Here is a 23,586-nt window from a genome sequence, read left to right as displayed (position 1 = left end):
GATGCGGCCGCGCCTGTGGATCACATCAGGCCGGCTTCGCGGTAGTAGCGCGCGGCACCGGGATGCAGTTCGATCCCGACATTCTCGGGCAGCATCGCCTTGGCCGGATCGAAGCGGGACCATGCGCCATGCGACGCCTTCAGCGCGTCGGCGTTCTCGATGATCGCCTTGGTGATCTGGTAGGCCGTTTCCTCGTCCAGGCTGGCGTTGGCGATCAGGACGGTGCCCAGGTTGGCGCCGGACGTCGCCTCGGTCTGGCCCTTGTACCACTCGGGGCCGTAGCTGCCCGGTGTCAGGCCGTTCTTTTCCAGAAGCGCCATGGCCGCGTCGGGGATGTCGAGAAAGACGACATCGGTGGTCAGCGCGACCTCGGTGATCGTCGGGTGCCCCTTGATCATCGTGTCGATGTAGATGTCGGCATTGCCGTTGCGCATCTGGTCGGCGATCTGGCCGGTATCGACCTGGATGATATCGCCGCCATTGGCCTTGATCTGGTCCACCGAGGTGCCGAGACCTTCAAAGATCATCTCGGCCACCGGAACGGCGGACGACCCGACCGGCTTCATCAGCACGCGCACCGGCTTGCCCGAGGCCATGATCGCCGCGAGGTCCGTGGTGCCCATCTGATCGACAAAGCTCTTGCTGGCCATCACGCCGACATAGACGTTGTTCAGGCCGCCGACGAGCGCGCGGATGTCCGGGGCGCTCATGCCCTGGTAGACGTCGTCGCCGTTCGCGGCCCAGACCGCCGATGCGACGTTGGACAGCGCGATTTCCGCCTTGCCGCCCTGCACGACCATCGGGTTGGCGACGCCGCCGCCCCGCGCGATGACCTCGACCGAGTTGTCGCCCAGGATCGGCTCGATGATCTGTTCCAGCGTCGCGGCGAACACGTACCAGGACGAGCCTTCGCGCATGGCGCCGATGCGCACGTCCTGCGCGGCGACGGACGTCGCCGCGATTGCCGCCGCAATGGTCGCGGTCGCGGCGAGGCGCAGACCGTTGAATTTGAAATTGAACATGGTTTCCTCCCTTGTGGCCAATCTGCCCCCGGCACGGGACCGGGGGCAAACGGTTTGCTCTTATTCGGCAGCCATCGCCAGATCGACGCGGCCGATGCCGGCGGCGTCGAAGGCGGCTTCGATCTCGCGCTCGGCGGCCTCGCCCAGATCCTTGAGCGGCTCGCGGATGGTCGCGTGATCCAGAAGGCCACGGTGGCGCAGGCCGATCTTGAGCGCCACGGTGCCTTCCATGTGCGAACCGCGGTGATAGACGGCGCGGGTGACGGGCAGCAGCTGTTCGAACACCTTGCGAGCAGCAGTATAATCCTGCGCCTTGCCTGCGGCGATCAGGTCGATCAGCAGTTCCGGCGCGATGTTGCCGTAGCCGACCAGCAGGCCGTCGACGTCGAACATGGTCGGCAGCAGCCATTCGTCATGGCAGGACAGGATCTGCAGGTCGGGCTGGGCTTTCTTCAGCTCGGGGATCTCGACGTACCAGCGCTTCATGTTGCGCACGCCGTTCTTGGTGGCGACGCAGCCCGGCTGCGCGGCGATGTCCAGCTGGGTGTCCAGATCGTAGGACGCCTTGGTCGCATCGGGGTACTGGAACAGAATGGTCTGCAGACCGCCCTCTTCGTAGATCGCCTTGTAGCGGTCCTGCGGCGCGCCCTTCTGGAAGCCGAAGCGCAGCCAGCCGTGGTTCGGATAGACCAGCGCGCCGGTCGCACCGGCATCGAACGACCGCTTGGCCTCTTCGGCGGCAACCTTGGTGCCTTCGCCGGTGATGCCCGCGATGATCGGAATATCGACCGCATCCTTGTAGGCACGGATCAGGTCCAGCCGCTCGTCCGGCGTCAGGAAGGTGCCCTCACCCGCGTGGCCGAGGATGACCAGCGATTTGACCTGATCGAAGCTGGCCAGCCATTTGGCGATGCGGATGTTCGCCTCCATGTCGAGCGAGCCGTCCTTGTTGAAGGCGGTGACGGGTGCGGGATTCAGGCCGCGCATATCCATGGGTTGCATGTCGGAAACTCCTCCAGATGCGTTCAAGAAACTGTCTGACCCGCGCTGCAACTCCCGTTTGGGAACGATTGCGGGAACGTTCCCAAAAATGCATTGCCAGACGCGCCTGTCAAGTGCTAGTTTTGGGTATCGGCGCAGACCGCGTCGGAGGAGATCCCATGGCTGACGGCGAAACATCCATGAAAACAAAGGCGCGGGTAACACTTCACGATGTTGCGCGCGAAGCCGGCGTTTCGAAATCCACCGTCTCCCGGATGCTGGACGAGCGGCTTCCGAACAACGACTCAGCAAAGGCACGGCATGTGCGGGACATCGCCCGCAAGCTGGGCTATATCCGCGACCTGTCGGCGGCCAACCTGCGGCGCGGATCGACGGGCACAATCGGGGTGATCGTGCCGCGCCTGACGGACACCGTCATGGCGATGCTCTACGAAGCTGTCAGTGCCGCCGCAGCGCAACAGGGCCGATTTGCCATCGTGGCGACCACCGACGACAACCCCGAGGCCAGCCGCAAGGCCGCCGAGGCGCTGATCCGTCGGGGCGTCGATGGCCTGATCCTGACGACCGCCCGCGAGGGTGACCACTTCGGGGATGAATTGCGCGGCCGCGGCGTGCCCTTCGTCTATGCGCTGCGCCACAACGGGGCCAGCGCGGCTTCGGTCGGGGACGATCAGCTGGGCGGCTATCTGGCGACGCGGCACCTGATCGACCTTGGCCACCGCCGCATCGGAATCATTGCCGGGCCGGACTATGCCACCAGTTCGCTGGGGCGGCTCGCCGGGTATCGGCAGGCGCTGTCCGAAGCCGGGATCGACGCCGCGCCCGAGCTTGTCGTGCCGTCGACCTTCAGCATCGAATCCGGCGAAACGGCGGCGCAAACCCTTCTGGCTCTGGCGCATCCACCAACCGCGATCTTTGCCATCAACGACAACACGGCGATCGGCAGCATGTCCGCCATCGCCCGCGCCGGGCTTTCCGTGCCCGATGATATCTCTTTGGTCGGCTACAACGACATCCCGATCGTCAGCCGCTTGCCGGTTCCGCTGACGACAGTGCGCGTCCCCTTCGATCGCGTCGCCGAAGTGGCCCTGCAGCTCTTGTTCGATGACGGCGACATTGCGACCGTCAGGAAGATCACCCCGAGCCTGATCCCACGGAAATCAACCAGGTCCCTCACATAGCATCGCCGGGCTTTCGCCCGTCACGGATGGAAACCTTGATTCCGGTGTCAGGGCGACAAAATGTGACGCTCGGGACAAGACTTGCGGGCAAGCCACGACCGACCGCCCAAAACGGCAACCAGGGCGCGTTTACATATTTGACCATTTGCCGACCAGAAAGCCGAGATGGCGTCAAAGTCCTCGGTGACCGTTTCCTGCGCATTGCCGCCGCTGATGGTGGCCGCAGCGAAGGTCGTTTCTCGGCTCCGGATGTGAATCACTATTTGAGAGGATGGTCAGGGCAGTAGTTGGCGCAGTTTCCCGGTTCGGAGTCCTGAGCACGGGAAGCTGGTCTCGCAACGATTCCGCTTGCCAAATACAGCTTTTCGGCTTTTGGTGCGGCCACGGCATTCCGGGAGGTCCGGAGTGCTTCGACATAGCAGAGCGGAGGACGCACTGATGAAAGACCCCGACACGCGGGTTCTGGCCGTCATGATCGGCCGGGTCAACCCTGTCACGAAGGCCCACCTGCACATCCTGGAAACCGCCGCGCGTGCCGCCAATGACGTGCTCCTGCTCGTCGGCAGCGCCTACCGGCCACGCAGTTTCCGCAACCCGCTGAGTTTCGACGAGCGCAAGGCGCTGGTGCGCAAGGTGGTCACCGGGCTGGAGGCCCGGCTCGACATTCTGCCGCTGATCGACACGCTCTATTCAGACCGTGCCTGGGCGGCGAATGTCCGCATGGCGGTGAAGGCGTACATCCGGGCCCGTGGCTGGGAGGAGGAGGCCGTCAAGGTCCTGCTGACCGGCTTCGAGAAGGACAAATCCTCGCGCTATCTCAAGTGGTTCCCGGAATGGGAGGCGCTGCCGGTGGAGCCCTTGAAACACGCTGGTCGGGTAATCAACGCCACTGACCTGCGGCGTGCCCTGCTGCTGGACAATGCCACGGGCGACCTGGTCGAAACCTTCGGCGCGGCTTCCGTCGCGGCCTTCCAGGGCTGGATCGACGCCAATCCCGAAGCGGTACGGACCGTGCGCGCCGAGGCCACCTACATCCAGCGCTACCGCGCCGGGACGGAGGCGGCGGAGAAAGTCTTTGGCTACCCGATCCCGATCAACACCGCCGATGCGGTGGTTGTGCAGTCCGGCCACGTGCTGATGGTGCGGCGCGGGGTGCAGCCCGGGAAGGGCACGCTGGCGCTGCCTGGCGGGCACCTCAACCGCGATGAGACCGCCGAACAGGCCGCCATCCGCGAGCTGCGCGAGGAAACCCGGCTGGACGTGCCCCCGGGCCTGTTGGCCAACCGCATCCGGGCACGGCAGGTCTTTGACCATCCGGAACGGTCCGAACGCGGCTGGGTCAGGACCGAGGCCTTCCTCTTCCAGCTCGAGGACCGCAACCCGATGGAGAAGGTCAAGGGCGCGGATGATGCCGACAAGGCGCTCTGGATGCCGCTCGACCAGGTCACGCCGGACGGGATCTTCGAGGATCACTTCGACATCCTGCAGCACTTCATCCCGGAGGTGGCCGTATCCTACGGCTCGATCCTGATGGCGCAGTTGCAGGCTCTGTAAGATCCGGTCGTCCGCGCCGGGCCCTGTCTGGGCACAAGCGGGCAATCACGGGGGCCGGGAGGTCCGTCCCTCGAACACGTCCATCCGAGGAGGAACCGGACAATGACCAAGACAAAGCCGTTTGCGGCGCTCTTTGACGATGCGCTCGATCCCGACAACATCCTTTTCGATACCGACAGTTACAAGCTGTCGCACTACGCCCAGTATCCGGACGGGACGGAGGCCGTGTCGTCCTACATCGAGGCGCGCAGCCCCTTTGGAGAGATCGACCGGCTCGTGTTCTTCGGCTTGCAGGTCGAACTGGCGCGCCTCGCGGGCCCGGTGGTGACGCAAGCCGCGTTGGACCAGGCGGCGCCGGTGCTGAAGGCGCACGGGTTTGACGTGTACCTGCACGGCTGGCAGCGGATCATCGACGATTTCGGCGGCTGCCTGCCCATCGAGATCGACGCCTTGCCGGAGGGGACGCGCGTCCCCGTGCGCATCCCGCAACTGCGCATCCGCAACACCGCGCCGGGCTTTGGCTGGCTGGTGGGTTTCCTCGAAACCCGGCTGTTGCGGGCGGTGTGGTATCCCACGACGGTCGCCTCGGTCTCGCACTTTCTTGTCAAGGCAATCAGGGAGCGCCTCGTGCTGACCGACGGCAGCGACGCGGGGGCCGAGTTCAAGCTGCACGACTTCGGCGCGCGCGGCGCGTCGAGCCGGGAGGCCGCCGCGCTTGGTGGGCTGGCGCACCTCGTGGCCTCGCGTGGCACCGATACCGTCCCGGCGCTCGTGCTGGCGCGCAACCTCTATGGTGCTGACATGGCCGGGTTTTCGATCCCCGCAACGGAGCACTCGACCATGACGGCGCTTGGTCCCGATGGGGAACTGCGGCAGATGGAGCGCTTCCTCGACGCCAACCCCACGGGCATCATCGCCTGCGTCTCGGACAGCTACGACCTGTTCCGCGCCATCCGCAATTACTGGGGCGATGCCCTGGAGGCCAAGGTCATGGCGCGGCAAGGGACTCTGGTGATCCGGCCCGACTCCGGTGACCCGGTCGAGATCGTCCCGGACGTGATCGAGGCGCTGATGGCGCGGTTCGGCTGCCAGATGACCGCGCAGGGTTACCGCCTGCTGCCGCCCCAGGTGCGGGTGATACAGGGCGACGGGATCAACGCCACGTCGCTTGTCGAGATCATGGAGGCGATGATGGCGCGCAGGCTGGCCATCGGCAACATCGCCTTCGGCATGGGCGGCGCACTGCTGCAGAAGGTCGACCGCGACAGCTTCGGCTATGCCATGAAGGCCTCGGCCATCCTGATCGACGGACAGTGGCGCGACATCTTCAAGGACCCGGTGACGGCCGGCGGGAGCAAGACGTCGAAGCGCGGGCGGCAGGGCGTCCTGCTGTCGGACAGCGGCGCCATGGCGGCCCGCCGGCAGGAGAACATCCCCGCCGGTGCCGACGCCCTGAGACCGGTATTCCGAGACGGGCAACTGCTGCGCCGCTGGGCGCTGGAGGAGGTGCGCGCAAGGGCCGGGGTGTAAGCTGAAACGAGCGATCTGCCCGTATGCCGCGCGGGCAGATCCACCGGTCCTGGACCGCGCTGGGTACGAATGATCGGACTCGCGTCGGCGAGTAGCCCAGAATGCCGGGACCTCGTGGTTTACGGCAATTGCCATGCGTGCCATCGCATTCTGTCGAAACACGCGCGTCCGGCGTGGTCGAAGGTGAGTTCGACAAGGAACCAAGTGGGCGCCTGGTCGCTGGCGCCCCACAGCACCATCCACTTCAGGAAGTCCGACGGCTCCAGGGTCGCCCGTGCCCGGGCATCGTTCTCACCGCGTAACCCATGTCGCCGAAGGTCCTGCCTGAACCGGGAGAGGCGTTTTTCTTGCATGGTCCTGAACACCCGTTCGATGAGCGGCTACGGCCAAGACTTCTCCGGCAGGCCCCCCCTCTTGGTGATCCCGAGCGAGTTCGGGATGTGGCAAGCCGGGTCGGTGATGTAGACGCAGCAGCGATACTCGGCGATCAGATCGGGCGCATCGTATTCCATCCCCTGATAGTCTCAGCCCATGGCGTCGGAGATCTCGGACTTGTCCGAGTAGATCATCTCCAAGGTCAGCGCCAAGGTGATCACTGTGCCTTCGGGGACGATCAGCAAGGCCGGCAGGCAGCGGGTGTGGACATTGATGGCAGAGGAAATCTCGACCGGTTCGTGGGCACCTGCATCTGGTTGAAGCACGCCTCGCACGCTGCCGCATATTATTACGCAGACCCAACCATGAAATGAAGTAGCGGAGCCTATCGCCCCCCCTTCATACAGGCCTCGCGACAAACGTGTTTCGATTTGGGACGAACTTCGCCGTCATCTTCAAAGCGGCCCGGAACGCGGAGTCATTGCCAACATTGCGCCGCAAATGTCGCAATGACTCCGTGCGCCTGCCGTAACCGTGCCTTGTTTTGACGGCAGAAATTCCCAATGAGTTAACCATGGGAGGCCGTCATGGCACGTTCCAAGAGCTACATCCTCGGTGGCGCGACGCTCGTCTGTGCCCTTGGCATCGGCTACATCATGCAATTCGGCTTCTCGCTTCCCGGCAGCCAGTCGGGCGGCACGTCCGGCCCGATCGAGGTTACGGACATCACCCTGACCACATCCGGCCTCGGCTCGCCCCTGCCACCCATGGAAGGCGCGGGCATTGCCTACCAGCCTCCGGCACAACCGACCGCGCGCAGCGAGCCGATCACCGTCAACCGTGGAATCCCGTCCATCGAGTCCGCGGACGTCGGAACCGAGGAAGCGGAGGCCATCGACGAGGAAATCGAGATGGCAGCCGCGGAGAATACCGCACCGGAGCAGATGCTGCCGGTCGCGCCCGCCCCGGCCGCGCGTGCGGAACCGGCTCTCGCCTGCGACATGGGCATGCAGGCGGAGCCTGCCGCAGGGGCCATGGTCAAACTGTCGCTGACGGCCTCCTGCCATGCCGACGAACGCGTGACGATCCACCATCAGGGCATGATGTTCACCGAGGTGATGTCGCCCGAAGGCACTCTGGACGTGACCGTTCCCGCGCTGTCGGAGAATGCTCTCTTCATCGCCGCCTTCGTGAACGGCGAAGGTGCGACGGCCAACGCCGAGGTGTCGTCCCTGCCCTTCTACGACCGCGTCGCGGTGCAGTGGAAAGGCGAAACCGGCCTGCAATTGCATGCCCGCGAGTTCGACGCAGCGTATTTCACGCCTGGCCACGTCTGGGCCGAAGCTGCGGGCGACATCGGTGCCGCTGCAGCCGGTGAGGGTGGATTCCTCGTACGCCTTGGCCAGCGCGATGCCCCGGAGTCTCTGATGGTCGAGGTCTATTCCTTCCCCGTCGGCACGGCGAAGAAATCCGGCGAAGTGCTGATGTCCATCGAGGCGGAAGTCACCGAAGCCAACTGCGACCGCCAGGTCGAGGCGCAGACCCTGGACATCCGGGAAGGCAGCCCGTTGCGTGTGGGTGACTTGACGCTGGAAATCCCGGCCTGTGACAGCGTTGGTGATTTTCTGGTGTTGAAAAACATCGTCGAAGACATGAAAGTCGCCGCACGCTAAGCCACGGCAAACGGGTCATCCATGCGACAGTTCTGTGCGGCGGCCCTCGCCGCACTTTTCCTTTTCATCGGCCTTGTTTCCCATGCGTCCGCGCAGGATATCACGCTCCGCTCGCGCGATGGCGGCGTCGAACTGACCGGCACACTTCTCGGCTTCGATGGCGAATTTTACCGGCTTCAGACGCAATACGGCGAGTTGACCGTGGACAGTTCCGGCGTGCTCTGCGAGGGCGTCGGTTGTCCCTCATTGACCGATTTCGTCGCGGAATTGACGGTCTCCGGCTCCGAGACCATGGGCGCTGTCCTGATGCCCGCACTGATCGAAGCCTTTGCGCTGCGCGGCGGTCTCACCACCAGCCGCGAAACCACCGGACCGGACACCTTCACCTATCACCTCAAGGAAGGCGGCACAGGCAAGACCGTGGGGCGGTTCTTCTTCCACCTCACCAACACCGACACCGGCTTCGCCGATCTGCTGAGCGACAACGCCGACATCGTCATGGCACTCCGCGAGATCCGCCGGGCCGAGATCACCCGGGCGCACGAGGCTGGTCTGGGCGATCTGCAGAAGCACAACCGCAGCCGCGTCCTCGCGCTCGACGCGATGGTGCCCATTGTCGCGCCGGGCAATCCGGTGGATGCGATCTCGCCCACTGACCTGTCACGCATCCTTGCCGGGACACTGACGAACTGGGCCACGCTGGGAGGCCCCGATGCGCCGATAAGTATACACCTGCGCAATCCCGGGTCGGGACTGGCGCAGGGAGTCGAGGACCGGCTGGTCAAACCCGCGCGGGTGACCCTGACGGATGGCATCATCCGCCACGACAGCAATACCGCCCTCGCCGAGGCCATCGCCCGCGACCCCTTCGGCATCGGTCTGGCCAGTTACTCCGAGATCGGCAACACCAAGCCGCTCGACCTCACGGGACCCTGCGGCTTCCGGCTCAACGCCGCGCGGCGCACGATCAAGACGGAAGATTTCCCGCTGACCGCGCCGATGTTCCTCTACCTGCCCGCGCGCCGCCTGCCCGCGCTGGCGCGGGAGTTCCTGGCCTACACCGGATCGACCTCGGCGCAGATCGTCATTCGCCGCGCCGGATTTGTCGACCAGGCGCCTGAGGAGGTGCCGATCGACCTGCAGGGCGATCGCTTCCGCAACGCCATAGCCGTGGCAGATGGCACGAGCGGCCTTTCGGAACTGCAACGGATGGCGAAGACCCTGTCGGGCAAACGCAGGCTCACCTTGTCCTTCCGGTTCGAACCCGGGGCATCGCGTCTCGACGCACAGTCCCGCTCCAACGTGCAACATCTCGCGCGCGCGCTGGAGGCTGGCACCTATGACGGACGGCACATGCTTTTCGTCGGCTTCTCGGACGGGCAAGGCCCGGCCGAAGGCAACCTGCGCATCGCGCAGAAGCGGGCCGAGGCCGTACGTCTTGCCGTTGTGGAGGCGGCGGAAACCGCGGACCTCAGTCGCGTTGTCATGGCCAGCGACGCGTTTGGCGAGGCAATGCCCATGGCCTGCGACGACAGCACCTGGGGGCGGCAGGCCAACCGGCGTGTCGAGGTCTGGCTGGAGTAGGCCGCGGACGAAAAAGGCGGCACCGAAGCGCCGCCTTTTCGGATACCGATGCGCGGGCCTCAGCCTTTCATCGAATCCCAGAAGTTCTTGACCGAGGAAAAGAAGCTGGAGGCTTCCGGGTTGTTGTCCTCGCTCAGGTCCTCGAACTCGCGCAGCAGTTCCTTCTGGCGGCTGGTCAGGTTCACCGGCGTCTCGACAGCCAGTTCGATGAACATGTCACCATGGTTGCCGCCGCGCAGGGCCGGCATCCCCTTGCCACGAAGACGCATCTGACGGCCCGATTGCGACCCGGCAGGGATCTTGACCCGGCTGCGACCGCCGTCGATGGTCGGCACCTCGATGTCTCCACCAAGCGCCGCCGCGATCATCGACACGGGCACCCGGCAATGCAATTCCACGCCTTCCCGTTCGAAGATCCTGTGCTTCTCCACCTCGATGAAGATGTAGAGATCGCCCGGAGGGCCGCCCCGCATCCCCGCCTCGCCTTCACCGGCCAGCCGAATGCGCGTGCCGGTCTCGACGCCCGCCGGAATGTTCACCGACAGCGCGCGATCCTTGTGCACGCGGCCATTGCCACCGCAGGTCTTGCACGGATTCTTGATCATCTGGCCAAGGCCCGAACAGGTCGGACAGGTGCGCTCGACGGTGAAGAATCCCTGCGTCGCCCGCACCTTGCCCATGCCGGAACAGGTGGGACAGGTGGTCGGTTCGGCGCCACCTTCGGAACCGGAGCCCTTGCAGGAGCCGCATTGCACCGACGTCGGCACATTGATGGTCTTCTGCAGGCCGTTGTAAGCTTCTTCGAGCGTCACCCGCAGGTTATACCGCAGGTCGGCGCCACGCGCGGCCCGCTGGCGCCCGCCCTGCCGGCCACCCATGAAGTCGCCGAAGAGATCGTCGAACACGTCGGAGAAGGCGCTGGCGAAATCGCCGTTGCCGCCCATGCCGCCGGGACGCGGGCCACCGCCGCCCATGCCGCCTTCGAAGGCCGCATGGCCGAAACGGTCATAAGCCGCTTTCTTGTCGGCGTCCTTGAGGACCTCGTAAGCCTCGTTTGCCTCCTTGAACTTGCCTTCCGCCTCCGGGTTGTCCTTGTTGCGGTCCGGGTGCAGTTCCTTCGCCTTCTGTCGATAGGCCTTCTTGATTTCGTCTGCCGACGCGCCCTTGGAGACTCCGAGCACATCGTAGTAGTCACGTTTGGACATGATCTGCCCTCCTTAAGCCCGGAACAGTCAGGGGCCGGTCCGGCGTCCGGACCGGCCCCAACTCGGGTTCCGACAGCTGCGCCTCAGGCGCGCTTGTTGTCGTCAAGGTCCTCGAAGTCGGCGTCGACGATGTCGTCCTCGCCCGGGCCGCCAGCCGCGTCGGCAGCCATCGGCTCGTCGGAGTCGCCGGACTCCGCCTGCGCCTTGTAGATCGCCTCGCCCAGACGCATCGCCACCTCGGTCACGTTCTGAATGCCGGACTTCAGCTTGTCAGCCGTCGTATCGGACTTCTCCAGCTCGTCCTTGAGCGCGGCAACGGCCAGTTCGATGGCCTCCACGGTCGACGGGTCGACCTTGTCGCCATGCTCCTCGATCGACTTCTCGGTCGAGTGGATGAGGCTTTCGGCCTGGTTGCGGGCTTCGACAAGTTCCTTCCGGGCCTTGTCCGCGTCGGCGTTCTCTTCCGCCTCGCGCACCATCCGTTCGATGTCGTCATCCGACAGACCGCCGGACGCCTGGATCGTGATCTGCTGCGCCTTGCCGGTTGCCTTGTCCTTCGCGCCCACGGACACGATGCCGTTGGCGTCGATGTCGAAGGTCACTTCGATCTGCGGCATGCCGCGCGGGGCCGGCGGGATGTCCTCGAGGTTGAACTGGCCGAGCATCTTGTTGTCGGCCGCCATCTCGCGCTCACCCTGGAAGACCCGAATGGTCACGGCCGACTGGTTGTCCTCCGCGGTCGAGAAGACCTGGGACTTCTTGGTCGGGATCGTGGTGTTCCGGTCGATCAGGCGGGTGAACACGCCACCCAGCGTTTCGATACCGAGCGACAGCGGCGTCACGTCAAGCAGGACCACGTCCTTGACATCGCCCTGCAGAACACCGGCCTGGATGGCGGCGCCCATGGCGACGACTTCGTCCGGGTTCACACCCTTGTGCGGCTCCTTGCCGAAGAACTTCGTCACCTCTTCGATGACCTTCGGCATGCGGGTCATACCGCCGACGAGCACGACTTCGTCGATGTCGGAGGTCGACAGACCCGCGTCCTTGAGCGCCGCCTGACACGGCTTGATCGAGTTCTTGATCAGGTCACCGACGAGGCTTTCCAGCTTGGCGCGAGTCAGCTTCATCACGAGGTGCAGCGGCTGGCCGCCGGACCCCATGGAAATGAACGGCTGGTTGATCTCCGTCTGGGACGAGGAGGACAGCTCGATCTTCGCCTTTTCGGCGGCTTCCTTCAGACGCTGCAGCGCCATCTTGTCCTGGGTCAGGTCAACGCCGTTGGCCTTCTTGAACTCGTCCGCGAGGTAGTTGACGATCCGCATGTCGAAGTCTTCGCCGCCGAGGAAGGTGTCCCCGTTGGTCGATTTCACTTCGAACAGCCCGTCGTCGATCTCGAGGATGGTCACGTCGAAGGTACCGCCGCCAAGGTCATAGACCGCGATGGTGCGGGTTTCCTGCTTGTCGAGGCCATAGGCCAGCGCCGCAGCCGTCGGCTCGTTGATGATGCGCAGCACTTCGAGACCGGCGATCTTGCCGGCGTCCTTGGTGGCCTGACGCTGGGCGTCGTTGAAATACGCCGGAACGGTGATGACCGCCTGCGTCACGTCCTCGCCGAGGTACGACTCGGCGGTTTCCTTCATCTTCTGCAGGATGAAGGCGGAAATCTGGGAGGGCGAGTACTTTTCGCCGCGGGCTTCGACCCAGGCGTCGCCGTTGCCGCCGTCCACGATCTTGTACGGAACGATCTTCTGATCCTTCGTCACTTCCGGGTCGGTGGTGCGACGACCGATCAGGCGCTTCACCGCGAACACGGTGGCTTCCGGGTTGGTCACAGCCTGGCGCTTCGCCGGCTGACCCACGAGACGCTCGTCTTCGGTGAAGGCGACGATCGAGGGGGTGGTGCGTGCGCCTTCGGAGTTTTCGATGACGCGTGCGCTGCTGCCATCCATGATGGCTACGCAGGAGTTGGTGGTGCCGAGGTCGATACCGATCACTTTGGCCATTTTCGATCCCTTTCTGTAGTCAAGGCGATATCACGAGACGTCGGACCCGTTACGGCATCCTGCCCCGCAGTGCAAAGGCCTTCGGGCTTGCCCCGAAAGCGGCTTCGGAGGGTATATAAGGAGGGCATTCCGGCCCTGCAAGCGCTGGCGAGGGCGCAATTGTCCGGAAAATCGCAACTCCTGCACAACAAATGGGACGCTGCATGACCGATGAGCTGACGATCAAGGGGTTCCGCCTGTTCCCCGGCTATCTGGACCGGACCGCACAAGAGGCCTTGGTGGCGGACTTGCGCGGCGTGCTGGCCATGGCGCCGCTCTATCAGCCGGTGACCCCGCGTGGCAAACCGATGTCGGTGCGGATGAGCGCAGCGGGACGGTTCGGCTGGGTGACGGACAGGCGCGGATACCGCTACGAGCCGAAGCACCCGGAAGGAATGGAATGGCCGCCGATCCCGGCCTCGGTCCTGTCAATCTGGGACACGCTGTCAGGATGCGCAAGGCAACCCGAGTGCTGCCTGATCAACTGGTACGCAGAGGGCGCGAGGATGGGCCTGCATCAGGACAAGGACGAGGCGGATTTTGCCGCGCCGGTGCTGTCGGTCTCGCTCGGCGACGAGGGGCTGTTCCGCATGGGCAATGTCGAGCGCGGCGGGCAGACCACCTCGCATTGGCTCAAGTCCGGCGATGTGGTGGTCATGGGCGGCGCGGCGCGACTCGCCCATCACGGCGTGGACCGGATCCGGTTCGGCTCGTCCTCGCTGTTGCCGAACGGCGGGCGGATCAACCTGACGCTGCGGGTTGTGACCTGAGCTTACCGGACTCCGCCGAGCAGGCAGCAGCCGTTGACCACTTCGGTTTCGCCATATCTCTGCGAGACAACGGTGATCGAGAGCCCGTATTCCCGATCGGACATCCCGTCCGAGCAGGCTTCCGGCGTGATGACCGCCGTCATCGTCCGGTCGCCGCCCGATCCGATCACGGCCCAGGGCCAGGGCCGCCCGCCCGCCGGGATCAGCGGACCGGCGGACAGGGTCCAGCCGCCTTCCGGGCTGTCAAAGACCGCCTCGCCGCCCTGGGTGACGTCCAGGCCCCAGAATGGTTCCGTTCCCCCGCAAGACAGGCTGCCATGCTCCGGCAGGCTGCCGCCCGGCGTGGCTTCGAGGAATCGCATGGAGGCCCAACCGGCCATCTCGTCGCTGTTCACCTGCCCCCACGCGCCGCTGTCATCGAGGCGCAGCACCTCTACGCCGGTCTGGTCCGGGGCGAGCGTGCCGATGATCTCCGAACTGCCGCTCGGAACACTGCGAATGTTCAGAACGTCGTCGGATGCGACCCCGGTAACAGAATGCAGCGCTGGAAAATCCTGCGCCAGGGAGAGGGTCGGCAGACAGAGGAACAGCAGGCAAAGACGGCGCATCGCGGCACTCCTTTTCGAGAGACTGCCCCAGATTACCGCGAAGCCCGGCCCCGCCCCAGTCCTGAATGCCTTACCGACGCGCGTTCCAGCTTGCGGACGCGTGTTTGCGGGTGAAGAACTCGCCCATCAGTCCGATCATGAGCAGCACGATGGAAACGTAAAGCGCATACTCCCAGTCGGAGTTGCGCGGGTTGTAGTTGACGAAGGCATACCCGCGGGCTTGGTCGATGGTGTGGAACAGCGGGTTCCAGTCGAACAGCGCCAACATGCCGCTCGACAGCGAATTGGCCAGGAACATCTTGCCCGACGCGATCATGTTGGCGCGCTGGTACACCGTGGAGATGATGCTGACCGGGGTCGGCGCCCAGGGCTTCGCTGCCAGAACAACCATGCCGATGGCGGCACCGGAAAACCACGACAGCAGGACCATGGCCATGCAGCCGATGGGGTCGTGAATTTCCATCATCACGAAAGGGTTGAACGCCACGTCGTACACAAAGAGGATCGCCACGAGTGAAAGCACCTGCACGTAGAGCGTGCTGAGCATGGCCGAGGCGATGGCGATGGCCGTGTTCATCGGCGCATGTTGCATCATCGGGCTGGCCGGCCCTTCGGACCCCGCCACCGCGCCCATGGTTTTCGAATGGGTCATGTAGAGGAAGACGCCGGTCATGATGTAGATCATGAAGTCGCCGCGGACCGCCGCACCGCGCAACCCGAGGACATTGAACATGAAGAAGAAGGTCAGCACGAAGATGACCGTCTGCAGCATGTTCATCAGCACCGCGATGATCGCATTGCCATGGGTCTTGCGGACGGCGCGGACCGAATTGTGGTAGATCAACTCGCCGATGTAGATCGCCGAGCCGAAATTCGACCGCGGTTTGGTCACCTGAAACATGCGCACACTGCTCCGATGCGGGTATGGCTCGCCGGCTTCTTGCCGTTCTCGTTGTCAGGCAGCATAAGGCGGGTGAGTTTTCAAATCAATGAATCCGCGCATCCGCGGGAAAGGAGCGCCACGATGAACTATTCCGAGCTGACCCGGGTCATGCGGCGTCTTGCGCTCGAAGCGGGCGACAAGATCATGGACATCTACAACTCCGACGATTTCGAGGTGAAGGTGAAGTCCGATGCCAGCCCCGTGACCGAAGCGGACGAGGCCGCCGATGCCCTGATCTCCGCCGGCTTGCGTGCAGCCTTCCCGGACGTGGCACTGGTCACCGAGGAGCAGGCAGACAGTCATGACGTGGACGCACGGACCTTCCTCATCGTCGATCCGCTCGACGGCACCAAGGAGTTCATCAACCGGCGCGGCGATTTCACCGTCAACATCGCCCTGGTGGAGGACGGCGTGCCGACTCGCGGCGTGGTCTACGCTCCGGCAAAGCAGCGGATGTTCTACACCGATGGCACCGGCATGTCGCTGGAAGAGCTCGGCCCGTTCTCTCACGACGCGGTGGGCGAGACGAAACCGATCCGCGTGTCCGAGCCGAACAACGATGCGCTGATGGTCGTGGCGTCAAAGTCGCACCGCGATCAGGCGACCGACGAATACATCGGCAAGTACGCCGTCAGGGACATGACCAGCGCCGGGTCGTCCCTGAAGTTCTGCCTTGTCGCGACGGGCGAGGCGGACCTCTATCCGCGCGTCGGGCGCACCATGGAATGGGACACCGCCGCAGGCCATGCCGTGCTGGCGGGGGCCGGGGGCCGCGTCGTGCGGTTCGACGATCACAGCGCGCTGGCCTATGGCAAGCCGGGTTTCGCCAACCCGTTCTTCATCGCCTATGCGCCGGGCGTGGTTCTGAAAGAGGCCTGATTTGGATCGCCCGCCTGTCAGCGTCGTCGTGGTCAGCCGGGAGCGGCCACGGGCGCTGGCACGGTGCCTTCTGGGGTTGTCGCAACTGGATTACCCGAATTTCGAGGTGATCGTGGTCGCCTGCCCGGCGGGCATGGCCGTGGCGGAAGCCTCACCACAGGCCAAATGGCTGAAGTGCGCACCTTTCGACGAACCCAACATCTCGGCCGCCCGCAACGTCGGCATCGACAGGGCTGCGGGCGAGATCGTCGCCTTCATCGACGACGATGCGGTGCCCGAGCCGCTTTGGCTGCAGCACCTCGTCGGACCATTCACGGACCCGGATGTCGCCGCCGCCGGGGGGTATGTGATTGGCCGCAATGGCATTTCCTTCCAGTGGACAGCCCGGACAGTCGACGCGAGCGGCGAGGCACAGGACCTGCCGCTCTCCGGCGATGCCCCCGCGATCCGCAAACCCGAGCCGGGTTTGGCGATCAAGACCGAGGGCACGAACATGGCCGTCCGGCGCCGCGTGCTTCTGGAATTGGGTGGTTTCGACCCGGGTTTCCGGTTCTATCTCGACGAGACCGACCTGAACCTGCGGCTCGCCAAGGCCGGACACAAGACGGCCATCGTGCCGCTTGCCCGGGTCCACCATGGCTATGCGGAAAGCGCCCGCCGCTCCGCGGACCGCACGCCGCGCGACCTGACCGAAATCGGCGCGTCGAAAATGCTGTTCCTGCGCAAACATGCTCCGGACCGGCGGCGCAAAGCCGCCTGGAAGGCGTTTCGCACGGCGCAGCGTCTGCGGCTGCTGCGACTCCTGCAATCCGGCCCGCTCGGCGCGGACGATGTCTGGCGGCTGATGCGCGGGCTGTCACGCGGAGCCAGGGAGGGAGCGACCCGTCCGACCCAGCCCTTGCTGCCGCGGACGGAGTCAGGCGAGCCCTTCCTGCCCTTTCCGGGTCGCCCCGGCGCCCCGCACAGGGTCCTGGCCGGACGCCTCTGGCAGGCCGCAACGCTGCGCGAAGCCGCCGCCGCACAGGTTCAAGATGGCGCCACTGTCAGCCTTTTTCTGTTTTCGCGCACCAGCCGCCCCCATCGCACCACGTTCACCGACGCTGGGGTCTGGGAACAGCGCGGCGGACTCTTCGGCCGCAGCACCCGCGACTCCCGGCGCTTGCAACTTTGGCGGTTCTCCACTCGGGTCAAGGCTGAAATCCGCCGAATTTCGCCGGTTCGTGGCGCTTTAGAGGACAATTGGCCCCAAAATTAAACTGTTTGTGTGGCAAAATTCGCCAAATCACCTGAAGTGCTCTATTATACAAGTCAAACCGCTATAGTGCTTGTGCAGCATCCGTGCGATAACCCGAACGACCGAATAGATCAGGAGCTATTTTGATGCGTAAGAAGGTGACGAAAGCGATCTTCCCCGTAGCAGGCATGGGGACGCGTTTTCTACCGGCCACGAAGTCTGTCCCCAAGGAGATCATGACGCTCGTGGATCGCCCGCTGGTGCAGTATGCAATCGACGAAGCACGGGCGGCTGGCATCAAGGAGTTCATTTTTGTCACCTCGCGTGGCAAGGGCGCTCTCGAGGACTACTTCGACCATGCGCCGCAGCTTGAGCAGGAACTGCGCAAGAAGGGCAAGGACAAGCTCCTGGAGATTCTCAAGTCCACCAACATGGACTCGGGCGAAATCGCCTACATCCGCCAGCACAAGGCCCTCGGACTCGGCCACGCTGTGTGGTGTGCCCGCCGTCTCGTGCACAACGAGCCTTTTGCGGTCATGCTCCCGGACGATGTGATCGCTGCCGAGAAGCCCTGCCTCCAGCAGATGGTCGAAGCCTATGAGGAAACCGGCGGCAGCATGGTTGCCGCGATGGAAGTGCCGCAGGAGAAGACCTCTGCCTACGGTATCCTCGATGTGAAGGAAGACATGGGCTCCATGGTCTCCGTCAAGGGCATGGTCGAGAAACCCTCTGCCGGCGACGCCCCATCCAACCTTGCCGTGATCGGCCGCTATATCCTGTCGCCGAATATCTTCAAGCATCTCAACAAGATGAAGACCGGCGCAGGCGGCGAGATCCAGCTGACCGACGCGATTGCCCAGGAATTGGAACCCGAGGGCGATGGCGTCTACGGCTACCGTTTCCGCGGTCAGCGCTTCGACTGCGGTTCCAAGGCGGGATTCCTGCAGGCAACCGTGGCCTTCGGCCTTGCCCGCGACGAACTGCGTGACGACCTCGAGGCCTACCTGCACGAAATCATGGCCGCCAAGAAGGCCGCGGAATAACCCTCGTGACGAACGTGCTCGTGACCGGAGGCGCTGGCTACATCGGGAGCCACGCCTGCAAGGCTTTGAACAAGGCGGGCTTCACGCCCATCACCTATGACAACCTCGTCACCGGCTGGGAAGATGCGGTGAAGTTCGGCCCTTTCGAACGGGGGGACCTGACTGACCGCGCCCGGCTGGACGAAGTCTTCGCCATCTACCAGCCCGTCGCGGTCATGCACTTCGCCGCGTTGAGCCAGGTCGGCGAGGCCATGGCGAAGCCTGGCCTCTACTGGCGCAACAACGTCGAAGGCTCCCTCACCCTGATCGAGGCGGCGGTGGCGGCTGGCGTTATGGATTTCGTCTTCTCCTCCACCTGCGCCACCTACGGCGAGCATGACAATGTCGTTCTGAACGAGCAGACGCCACAACTGCCGCTCAATGCCTATGGCGCATCGAAGCGGGCGGTCGAGGACATCCTGCGGGATTTCGAGGCTGCCCATGGGCTCCGGCACGTGATATTCCGCTACTTCAACGTCGCGGGCGGCGATCCGGACGGCGAAATAGGCGAACATCATCGGCCGGAGACGCACCTGATCCCCGTCATGCTCGAAGCCATCGACGGCAAGCGTCCGGCGTTGACGATCCATGGCACGGATTACGACACCCCGGACGGAACCTGCATCCGCGATTACGTACACGTCTGCGATCTGGTCGACGCCCATGTTCTGGGCCTCAAATGGTTGCAGGACGAACGCGGCAGCGCCGTGTTCAACCTCGGTACAGGCAAGGGATTTTCCGTGCGCGAAGTCATCGACGCCTCGCGTGCGGTCACCAACCGCGAGGTGCCGTTCTCGGAAGGACCGCGCCGCAGCGGGGATGCGACCAAACTGGTCTCCGGTTCCACCCGCGCCGAGGCCGATCTGGGCTGGACGCCGAAACGGTCGACCATGGATCAGATGATCCGGGATGCATGGCACTGGCATCTCAATGGGCATTACGAGAAGTAGTGCCCCCACGGCGCGGCTGCTGGACCTGACACGGCTGGTCCGCCGCGCCGGTCGCCCCCTTACCGGCGTCGACCGGGTGGAAAAGGCCTATCTCGATCACCTTCTGACTGTCGAAACGCCGCTCTTCGGTCTGGTGCGGAGCGCGTTAGGGTTCCTGTTGCTGGACCGGGCCGGATGCGCCGCGCTGCAGCGAGCGCTCGACACCGGCACCTTCGACGCTCCGGATCGCCTGTCGCGCCTGAAGCGTGGACTGGACGGGCCCCGCGCCGGGGCTGAAAGCCTGTTGCGGCGGGTCTGTATCGACCGCTCTCTGACCGTTCGGCTCGGCGCGATGCTGCGGCGGCACCTGCCCGCCGGGACACACTATCTGAACGTCGGTCATTCCAATCTCACCGACCGCGTGATCGCTGCCGTCAGGACGGTGCGGGACAGCCGTATTGCCGTGATGATCCATGACACCATCCCGCTCGACTTTCCGCAATTTCAGCGCCCGGAAACCGCGGCTGCCTTTGGCCCTTTCCTGAATCGCGCCTCCCGGCAGGCCGACCTCATCCTGTGCAACTCGGAGCACACCCGGCAAGACATCCTGCGCCACGCCGCGCCTCTGACGCCGAAGTGCCTTGTCGCCCATCTTGGCGTGTCCGTGCCACGGCCGGGTCCGGCTCCCGCCGGCCCATGGGACGGGCATCCGTATTTCGTCTGCGTGGGCACCATCGAGCCGCGCAAGAACCACACGCTTCTGCTCGACCTCTGGGAAGAGATCCCGGAGGCGCACCTGCTGGTCTGCGGCAGCCGGGGCTGGGAGAACGATAAAGTCTTCGCCCGGCTGGATGCCCGCCCCGCCCGGGTTCACGAACTCCCGAACCTGCCGGACGCCGCGCTCTTCGGACTTGTGGATAATTCGAACGGCCTGCTGTTCCCGAGCCTGGCCGAAGGCTATGGCCTGCCGCCGATCGAGGCCGCGGCCCTCGGCGTTCCGGTCCTGTGCAACGACCTGCCCGTCTACAGGGAAGTGCTTGGAGATATTCCCGTTTACGCAGACGTAAGCGACCGTTATCTTTGGGCGCATCAAATACACCGATTGGCAACTTTGGGTCGACGGGACGTGGGGATGCGCAACCCGGGCGGATGGGGACCGCCTACGTGGGAAGCGCATTTCAAGACCGTGTTAACGATGATCTGATAGCCAAGCGCGGGACAGAGCCGCCGGAGCGGCCATCTGAGGGGCGAGAGATTGGGCGCATGGCAGTCATACAGACTGAGGCTACAGCGGAAACGCTGGCGCATCCGTGCCTTTCGCAAACGCCGCGAACTGAACCCCGTCACCAACCACACCGACCGCATCAGACCCTCCGATCTCCTCGTGTTCTGCACGCAGCGCAACGAGGGCGTTCGTCTGCCCTACTTCCTCCAGTACTACCGCGAGATGGGTGTGAACCACTTCTTCGTGGTCGACAATGACAGCACCGACGGTTCGCTGACCTACCTGTCGAAGCAGGACGATGTATCCGTCTGGTCGACCCGCGCCAGCTACAAGCGCGCGCGGTTCGGCATGGACTGGATGAACTGGCTGCTGATGAAGTACGGGCACGGGCACTGGTGCCTGACCGTCGATCCGGACGAGTTTTTCCTCTATCCGTTCTGTGACACCCGCTCGCTCCGGGCGCTGACTGACTGGCTCGATGCCTCCTCGATCAAGTCGTTCTCCGCGATGTTGCTCGACATGTACCCGAAGGGCCGGATTGACCAGCAGCCCTACACACCCGGCCAGAACCCGCTGGACATCGCCTCCTGGTTCGACGCCGGCAACTACGCCATTTCGAAGAACCCCCGTTTCGGCAACCTGTGGATTCAGGGCGGACCCAGGGCCCGGGTGTTCTTCCCCGAGACACCGGAACTGGCCCCGGCGCTGAACAAGATCCCGCTGGTGAAGTGGGACCGCAAGTACGCCTACGTCTCCTCCACGCACAACCTGCTGCCGCGCGGGTTGAACCTCGTCTATGACGAATGGGGCGGGGAGAAGGCCTCGGGCATCCTGCTGCACACGAAATTCCTCGATACCTTCACCGCCAAGGCGGAGGAGGAACTGACCCGCGGCCAGCACTACGGCGCCTCCCGCGAGTACCTCGCCTATGCGGACGGCGTCCGGGAGAACCCGGAACTCTGGTGCAAGTGGTCGGAGAAGTACATCAACTGGCGGCAGCTGGAAATTCTCGGCCTGATGTCCAAGGGGAACTGGGCATGACCGTCGGGATCGTCATGCTGGTCCACACCGCGCTCGACCGCGCGGCACAGACGGCGCGTCACTGGTCGCGGGGCGGTTGCCCGGTGGTGATCCACGTCGACAAGATGGTGCCGAAGGACCAGTACGACCGGCTGGTCAAAAGCCTGTCCGACCTGCCCGACGTGCTGTTTTCCAGACGCCACCGCTGCGAGTGGGGCACATGGGGCCTTGTCGCCGCCTCGCAGGATGCCTCCGAGCTGATGTTGGAGCGGTTCGACAAGGTGCGTCACGTCTACCTGTCCTCGGGCTCATGCCTGCCCTTGCGGCCTGTGCATGAGCTGCGCCACTACCTGCGCGAACGTCCACGAACGGATTTCATCGAAAGCGCCACGACGGCGGATGTCCCCTGGACCGTGGGCGGGCTCGACCAGGAGCGGTTCACGCTGCACTTCCCCTTCTCCTGGCGCAAGAACCGCTATCTGTTCGACAAGTTCGTCGAACTGCAACGCACCCTGCGGTTCAAGCGCAGGATCCCGGAGGGCATCGTCCCGCATATGGGATCGCAATGGTGGTGCCTTACGCGGCAGACCCTGTCCGCCATCCTGCAGGACCCGGCCCGTCCGCACCATGACGCCTATTTCCGGCGCGTCTGGATTCCCGACGAGAGCTACTTCCAGTCGCTCGTCCGGCTCTACTCGACGCAGATCGAAAGCCGCTCGCTCACGCTCTCGAAATTCGATTTCCAGGGCAAGCCCCACATCTTCTACGACGATCACCTGCAACTGCTGCGCCGCTCCGACTGCTTCGTCGCACGCAAGATCTGGCCGCACGCGGATCGCCTGTACCAGGCCTTCCTGGCCGACCCGGACCGTGCCTTGTCTCGTCAGGAACCGAGCCCGGGCAAGATCGACCGCATTTTTGCCAAGGCGGTGGAGCGGCGAACCCGGGGACGCTCCGGTCTGTTCATGCAGAGCCGGTTTCCCAACATGGGTTGGGAGAACGGCATGACGGCGGGCAAATATTCCGTCTTCCACGGCTTTGCCGAGCTGTTTCAGGACTTCGGCCCATGGCTGTCCCGCGCCACCGGGGCGCAAGTGCACGGCCACCTGTTCGGCCCGGTCCGCGCCGAATTTGCCGGGGGACAGACCGTCATCAACGGCGCGCTTTCGGACAATGCCAAGCTGCGCGACGCCAATCCGAAGGCGTTCCTCACCAACTTGCTGTGGAACACGCGGGGCGAGCGCCAATGTTTCCAGTACGGCCCCCGTGACAATCCCAAGATCAATTGGCACATGGCCCGCGATCCCAATGCGCAGATCAGCGTGATATCCGGAGCCTGGGCCGTGCCGCTGTTCAAGTCGAACGCCAATTTCGCCGAGTTGCGGGCGGAGGCGGCGCGCCTGCAGAAGATCGAGAGCAAGATGCTCGACGAATTGCGCAGCCCGGACGTGAAGGCCCGCGTGCGGGTCTGGACCATGGCGGAATTCATCGAGGCACCGATGGAACCGTTGCAGATGCTGATCGACGAGATCGGCCAGAAGGCGCAGCGTCGTCTGGCGGAAGCGCCGCGTCTGGAGGACCTGAGCGGTTTTGGCCAGTTCCTCCAGAACCTGAAGAACCAGGGAATGCATCCTTATCTGATGGGCGATTTCCCGGTGGACCCGGTGCCGCAGAACGGTCAGACTCCGGCGCGAAAGCCCTACCTGATCAAGAAATAAGGCCGCC

The 23,586-nt window shown here is 64.4% G+C and carries 21 protein-coding genes; 14 read left to right on the top strand and 7 right to left on the bottom strand.

The genetic code is table 11. From position 1 onward, the window contains the following. Positions 1-20: 20 nt before the first annotated feature. Complete coding sequence (locus ACP159_RS16260; RefSeq protein WP_425100777.1) at positions 21-1,022, bottom strand: TAXI family TRAP transporter solute-binding subunit; 1,002 nt, start codon at positions 1,020-1,022, stop codon at positions 21-23. A 60-nt stretch (positions 1,023-1,082) separates the two neighbouring features. Then, positions 1,083-2,024 (bottom strand): dihydrodipicolinate synthase family protein, encoded by a 942-nt coding sequence (locus ACP159_RS16255; RefSeq protein ID WP_425100776.1) that lies wholly within the window; start codon positions 2,022-2,024, stop codon positions 1,083-1,085. 158 nt (positions 2,025-2,182) lie between these two features. On the opposite strand from ACP159_RS16255, the gene ACP159_RS16250 reads away from it, so the two are divergent. From ACP159_RS16250 to ACP159_RS16235, 4 genes are all read left to right on the top strand, one after another. Further along, positions 2,183-3,205, top strand: a complete 1,023-nt coding sequence (locus tag ACP159_RS16250; protein WP_425100775.1) for a LacI family DNA-binding transcriptional regulator — start codon at positions 2,183-2,185, stop codon at positions 3,203-3,205. A 26-nt stretch (positions 3,206-3,231) separates the two neighbouring features. After that, a complete protein-coding gene (locus tag ACP159_RS16245; protein ID WP_425100774.1) occupies positions 3,232-3,492 on the top strand; it encodes a hypothetical protein in 261 nt (86 codons plus the stop codon). Between the two features lie 151 nt (positions 3,493-3,643). After that, positions 3,644-4,759, top strand: a complete 1,116-nt coding sequence (locus ACP159_RS16240; protein WP_425100773.1) for an NUDIX domain-containing protein — start codon at positions 3,644-3,646, stop codon at positions 4,757-4,759. 102 nt (positions 4,760-4,861) lie between these two features. After that, positions 4,862-6,289, top strand: coding sequence for a nicotinate phosphoribosyltransferase (locus ACP159_RS16235; protein ID WP_425100772.1), 1,428 nt, complete (start codon positions 4,862-4,864; stop codon positions 6,287-6,289). A gap of 380 nt (positions 6,290-6,669) precedes the next feature. On the opposite strand, the gene ACP159_RS16230 is transcribed toward ACP159_RS16235, so the two are convergent. Continuing rightward, complete coding sequence (locus ACP159_RS16230) at positions 6,670-6,801, bottom strand: hypothetical protein (RefSeq protein ID WP_425100771.1); 132 nt, start codon at positions 6,799-6,801, stop codon at positions 6,670-6,672. 450 nt (positions 6,802-7,251) lie between these two features. Here ACP159_RS16230 and ACP159_RS16225 point away from each other — a divergent pair, with 450 nt between their 5' ends. Together ACP159_RS16225 and ACP159_RS16220 are read left to right on the top strand one after the other, a co-directional pair. Continuing rightward, positions 7,252-8,337 (top strand): translocase, encoded by a 1,086-nt coding sequence (locus tag ACP159_RS16225; protein ID WP_425100770.1) that lies wholly within the window; start codon positions 7,252-7,254, stop codon positions 8,335-8,337. A gap of 21 nt (positions 8,338-8,358) precedes the next feature. Next, positions 8,359-9,921, top strand: a complete 1,563-nt coding sequence (locus ACP159_RS16220; protein ID WP_425100769.1) for a substrate-binding domain-containing protein — start codon at positions 8,359-8,361, stop codon at positions 9,919-9,921. A 59-nt stretch (positions 9,922-9,980) separates the two neighbouring features. On the opposite strand, the gene dnaJ is transcribed toward ACP159_RS16220, so the two are convergent. Together dnaJ and dnaK are read right to left on the bottom strand one after the other, a co-directional pair. After that, positions 9,981-11,126, bottom strand: a complete 1,146-nt coding sequence (dnaJ, locus tag ACP159_RS16215) for a molecular chaperone DnaJ (RefSeq protein ID WP_425100768.1) — start codon at positions 11,124-11,126, stop codon at positions 9,981-9,983. 83 nt (positions 11,127-11,209) lie between these two features. Further along, complete coding sequence (gene dnaK, locus ACP159_RS16210) at positions 11,210-13,132, bottom strand: molecular chaperone DnaK (RefSeq protein ID WP_425100767.1); 1,923 nt, start codon at positions 13,130-13,132, stop codon at positions 11,210-11,212. 203 nt (positions 13,133-13,335) lie between these two features. Here dnaK and ACP159_RS16205 point away from each other — a divergent pair, with 203 nt between their 5' ends. Beyond that, entirely contained in the window at positions 13,336-13,941 is a 606-nt protein-coding gene (locus tag ACP159_RS16205; protein ID WP_425100766.1) for an alpha-ketoglutarate-dependent dioxygenase AlkB family protein, read from the top strand. 2 nt (positions 13,942-13,943) lie between these two features. Here the strand turns inward: ACP159_RS16205 and ACP159_RS16200 are convergent, their stop codons facing one another. Continuing rightward, positions 13,944-14,549 (bottom strand): COG3650 family protein, encoded by a 606-nt coding sequence (locus ACP159_RS16200; RefSeq protein ID WP_425100765.1) that lies wholly within the window; start codon positions 14,547-14,549, stop codon positions 13,944-13,946. 70 nt (positions 14,550-14,619) lie between these two features. After that, positions 14,620-15,450 carry an ABC transporter permease gene (locus tag ACP159_RS16195; protein ID WP_425100764.1) on the bottom strand — a complete coding sequence of 277 codons (831 nt, stop codon included), beginning with the start codon at positions 15,448-15,450 and terminating at the stop codon, positions 14,620-14,622. A gap of 123 nt (positions 15,451-15,573) precedes the next feature. On the opposite strand from ACP159_RS16195, the gene cysQ reads away from it, so the two are divergent. The 7 genes from cysQ to ACP159_RS16160 all read left to right on the top strand — a co-directional run bounded on the left by cysQ (position 15,574) and on the right by ACP159_RS16160 (position 23,579). Beyond that, a complete protein-coding gene (gene cysQ / locus ACP159_RS16190) occupies positions 15,574-16,371 on the top strand; it encodes a 3'(2'),5'-bisphosphate nucleotidase CysQ (protein ID WP_425100762.1) in 798 nt (265 codons plus the stop codon). A 1-nt stretch (position 16,372) separates the two neighbouring features. After that, positions 16,373-17,626: a glycosyltransferase family 2 protein gene (locus ACP159_RS16185; RefSeq protein WP_425100761.1), complete on the top strand. Its 1,254-nt coding sequence runs from the start codon at positions 16,373-16,375 to the stop codon at positions 17,624-17,626. 125 nt (positions 17,627-17,751) lie between these two features. After that, entirely contained in the window at positions 17,752-18,648 is an 897-nt protein-coding gene (galU, locus tag ACP159_RS16180; protein ID WP_425100760.1) for a UTP--glucose-1-phosphate uridylyltransferase GalU, read from the top strand. Between the two features lie 5 nt (positions 18,649-18,653). After that, positions 18,654-19,637 carry a UDP-glucose 4-epimerase GalE gene (gene galE / locus ACP159_RS16175; protein WP_425100759.1) on the top strand — a complete coding sequence of 328 codons (984 nt, stop codon included), beginning with the start codon at positions 18,654-18,656 and terminating at the stop codon, positions 19,635-19,637. Further along, positions 19,618-20,820, top strand: a complete 1,203-nt coding sequence (locus ACP159_RS16170) for a glycosyltransferase family 4 protein (protein WP_425100758.1) — start codon at positions 19,618-19,620, stop codon at positions 20,818-20,820. The genes galE and ACP159_RS16170 overlap by 20 nt, the downstream gene beginning before the upstream one ends. Before the next feature lie 51 nt (positions 20,821-20,871). Beyond that, a complete protein-coding gene (locus ACP159_RS16165; protein ID WP_425100757.1) occupies positions 20,872-21,882 on the top strand; it encodes a glycosyltransferase family 2 protein in 1,011 nt (336 codons plus the stop codon). Beyond that, positions 21,879-23,579, top strand: coding sequence for a beta-1,6-N-acetylglucosaminyltransferase (locus tag ACP159_RS16160; RefSeq protein WP_425100756.1), 1,701 nt, complete (start codon positions 21,879-21,881; stop codon positions 23,577-23,579). Before ACP159_RS16165 ends, ACP159_RS16160 begins: the two co-directional genes overlap by 4 nt. The last annotated feature ends 7 nt before the right edge of the window (positions 23,580-23,586 follow it).

The sequence above is a fragment of the Tropicibacter sp. S64 genome (genome assembly GCF_049803835.1).
Taxonomy (GTDB): domain Bacteria; phylum Pseudomonadota; class Alphaproteobacteria; order Rhodobacterales; family Rhodobacteraceae; genus Pacificoceanicola.
Note: the sequence above shows the minus strand (reverse complement) of the source record. Positions and strands in the feature narration are given on the sequence as shown.

Coding starts and splice junctions, on each gene's coding strand:
- ACP159_RS16230 (WP_425100771.1), bottom strand. CDS start 6,801: ATGGAATACGATGCGCCCGATCTGATCGCCGAGTATCGCTGCTGCGTC.
- ACP159_RS16240 (WP_425100773.1), top strand. CDS start 3,644: ATGAAAGACCCCGACACGCGGGTTCTGGCCGTCATGATCGGCCGGGTC.
- ACP159_RS16200 (WP_425100765.1), bottom strand. CDS start 14,549: ATGCGCCGTCTTTGCCTGCTGTTCCTCTGTCTGCCGACCCTCTCCCTG.
- dnaJ (WP_425100768.1), bottom strand. CDS start 11,126: ATGTCCAAACGTGACTACTACGATGTGCTCGGAGTCTCCAAGGGCGCG.
- ACP159_RS16170 (WP_425100758.1), top strand. CDS start 19,618: ATGGGCATTACGAGAAGTAGTGCCCCCACGGCGCGGCTGCTGGACCTG.
- ACP159_RS16235 (WP_425100772.1), top strand. CDS start 4,862: ATGACCAAGACAAAGCCGTTTGCGGCGCTCTTTGACGATGCGCTCGAT.
- ACP159_RS16250 (WP_425100775.1), top strand. CDS start 2,183: ATGGCTGACGGCGAAACATCCATGAAAACAAAGGCGCGGGTAACACTT.
- ACP159_RS16195 (WP_425100764.1), bottom strand. CDS start 15,450: ATGTTTCAGGTGACCAAACCGCGGTCGAATTTCGGCTCGGCGATCTAC.
- ACP159_RS16205 (WP_425100766.1), top strand. CDS start 13,336: ATGACCGATGAGCTGACGATCAAGGGGTTCCGCCTGTTCCCCGGCTAT.
- galU (WP_425100760.1), top strand. CDS start 17,752: ATGCGTAAGAAGGTGACGAAAGCGATCTTCCCCGTAGCAGGCATGGGG.
- dnaK (WP_425100767.1), bottom strand. CDS start 13,132: ATGGCCAAAGTGATCGGTATCGACCTCGGCACCACCAACTCCTGCGTA.
- ACP159_RS16220 (WP_425100769.1), top strand. CDS start 8,359: ATGCGACAGTTCTGTGCGGCGGCCCTCGCCGCACTTTTCCTTTTCATC.
- ACP159_RS16255 (WP_425100776.1), bottom strand. CDS start 2,024: ATGCAACCCATGGATATGCGCGGCCTGAATCCCGCACCCGTCACCGCC.
- cysQ (WP_425100762.1), top strand. CDS start 15,574: ATGAACTATTCCGAGCTGACCCGGGTCATGCGGCGTCTTGCGCTCGAA.
- ACP159_RS16160 (WP_425100756.1), top strand. CDS start 21,879: ATGACCGTCGGGATCGTCATGCTGGTCCACACCGCGCTCGACCGCGCG.
- ACP159_RS16225 (WP_425100770.1), top strand. CDS start 7,252: ATGGCACGTTCCAAGAGCTACATCCTCGGTGGCGCGACGCTCGTCTGT.
- ACP159_RS16245 (WP_425100774.1), top strand. CDS start 3,232: ATGGAAACCTTGATTCCGGTGTCAGGGCGACAAAATGTGACGCTCGGG.
- ACP159_RS16260 (WP_425100777.1), bottom strand. CDS start 1,022: ATGTTCAATTTCAAATTCAACGGTCTGCGCCTCGCCGCGACCGCGACC.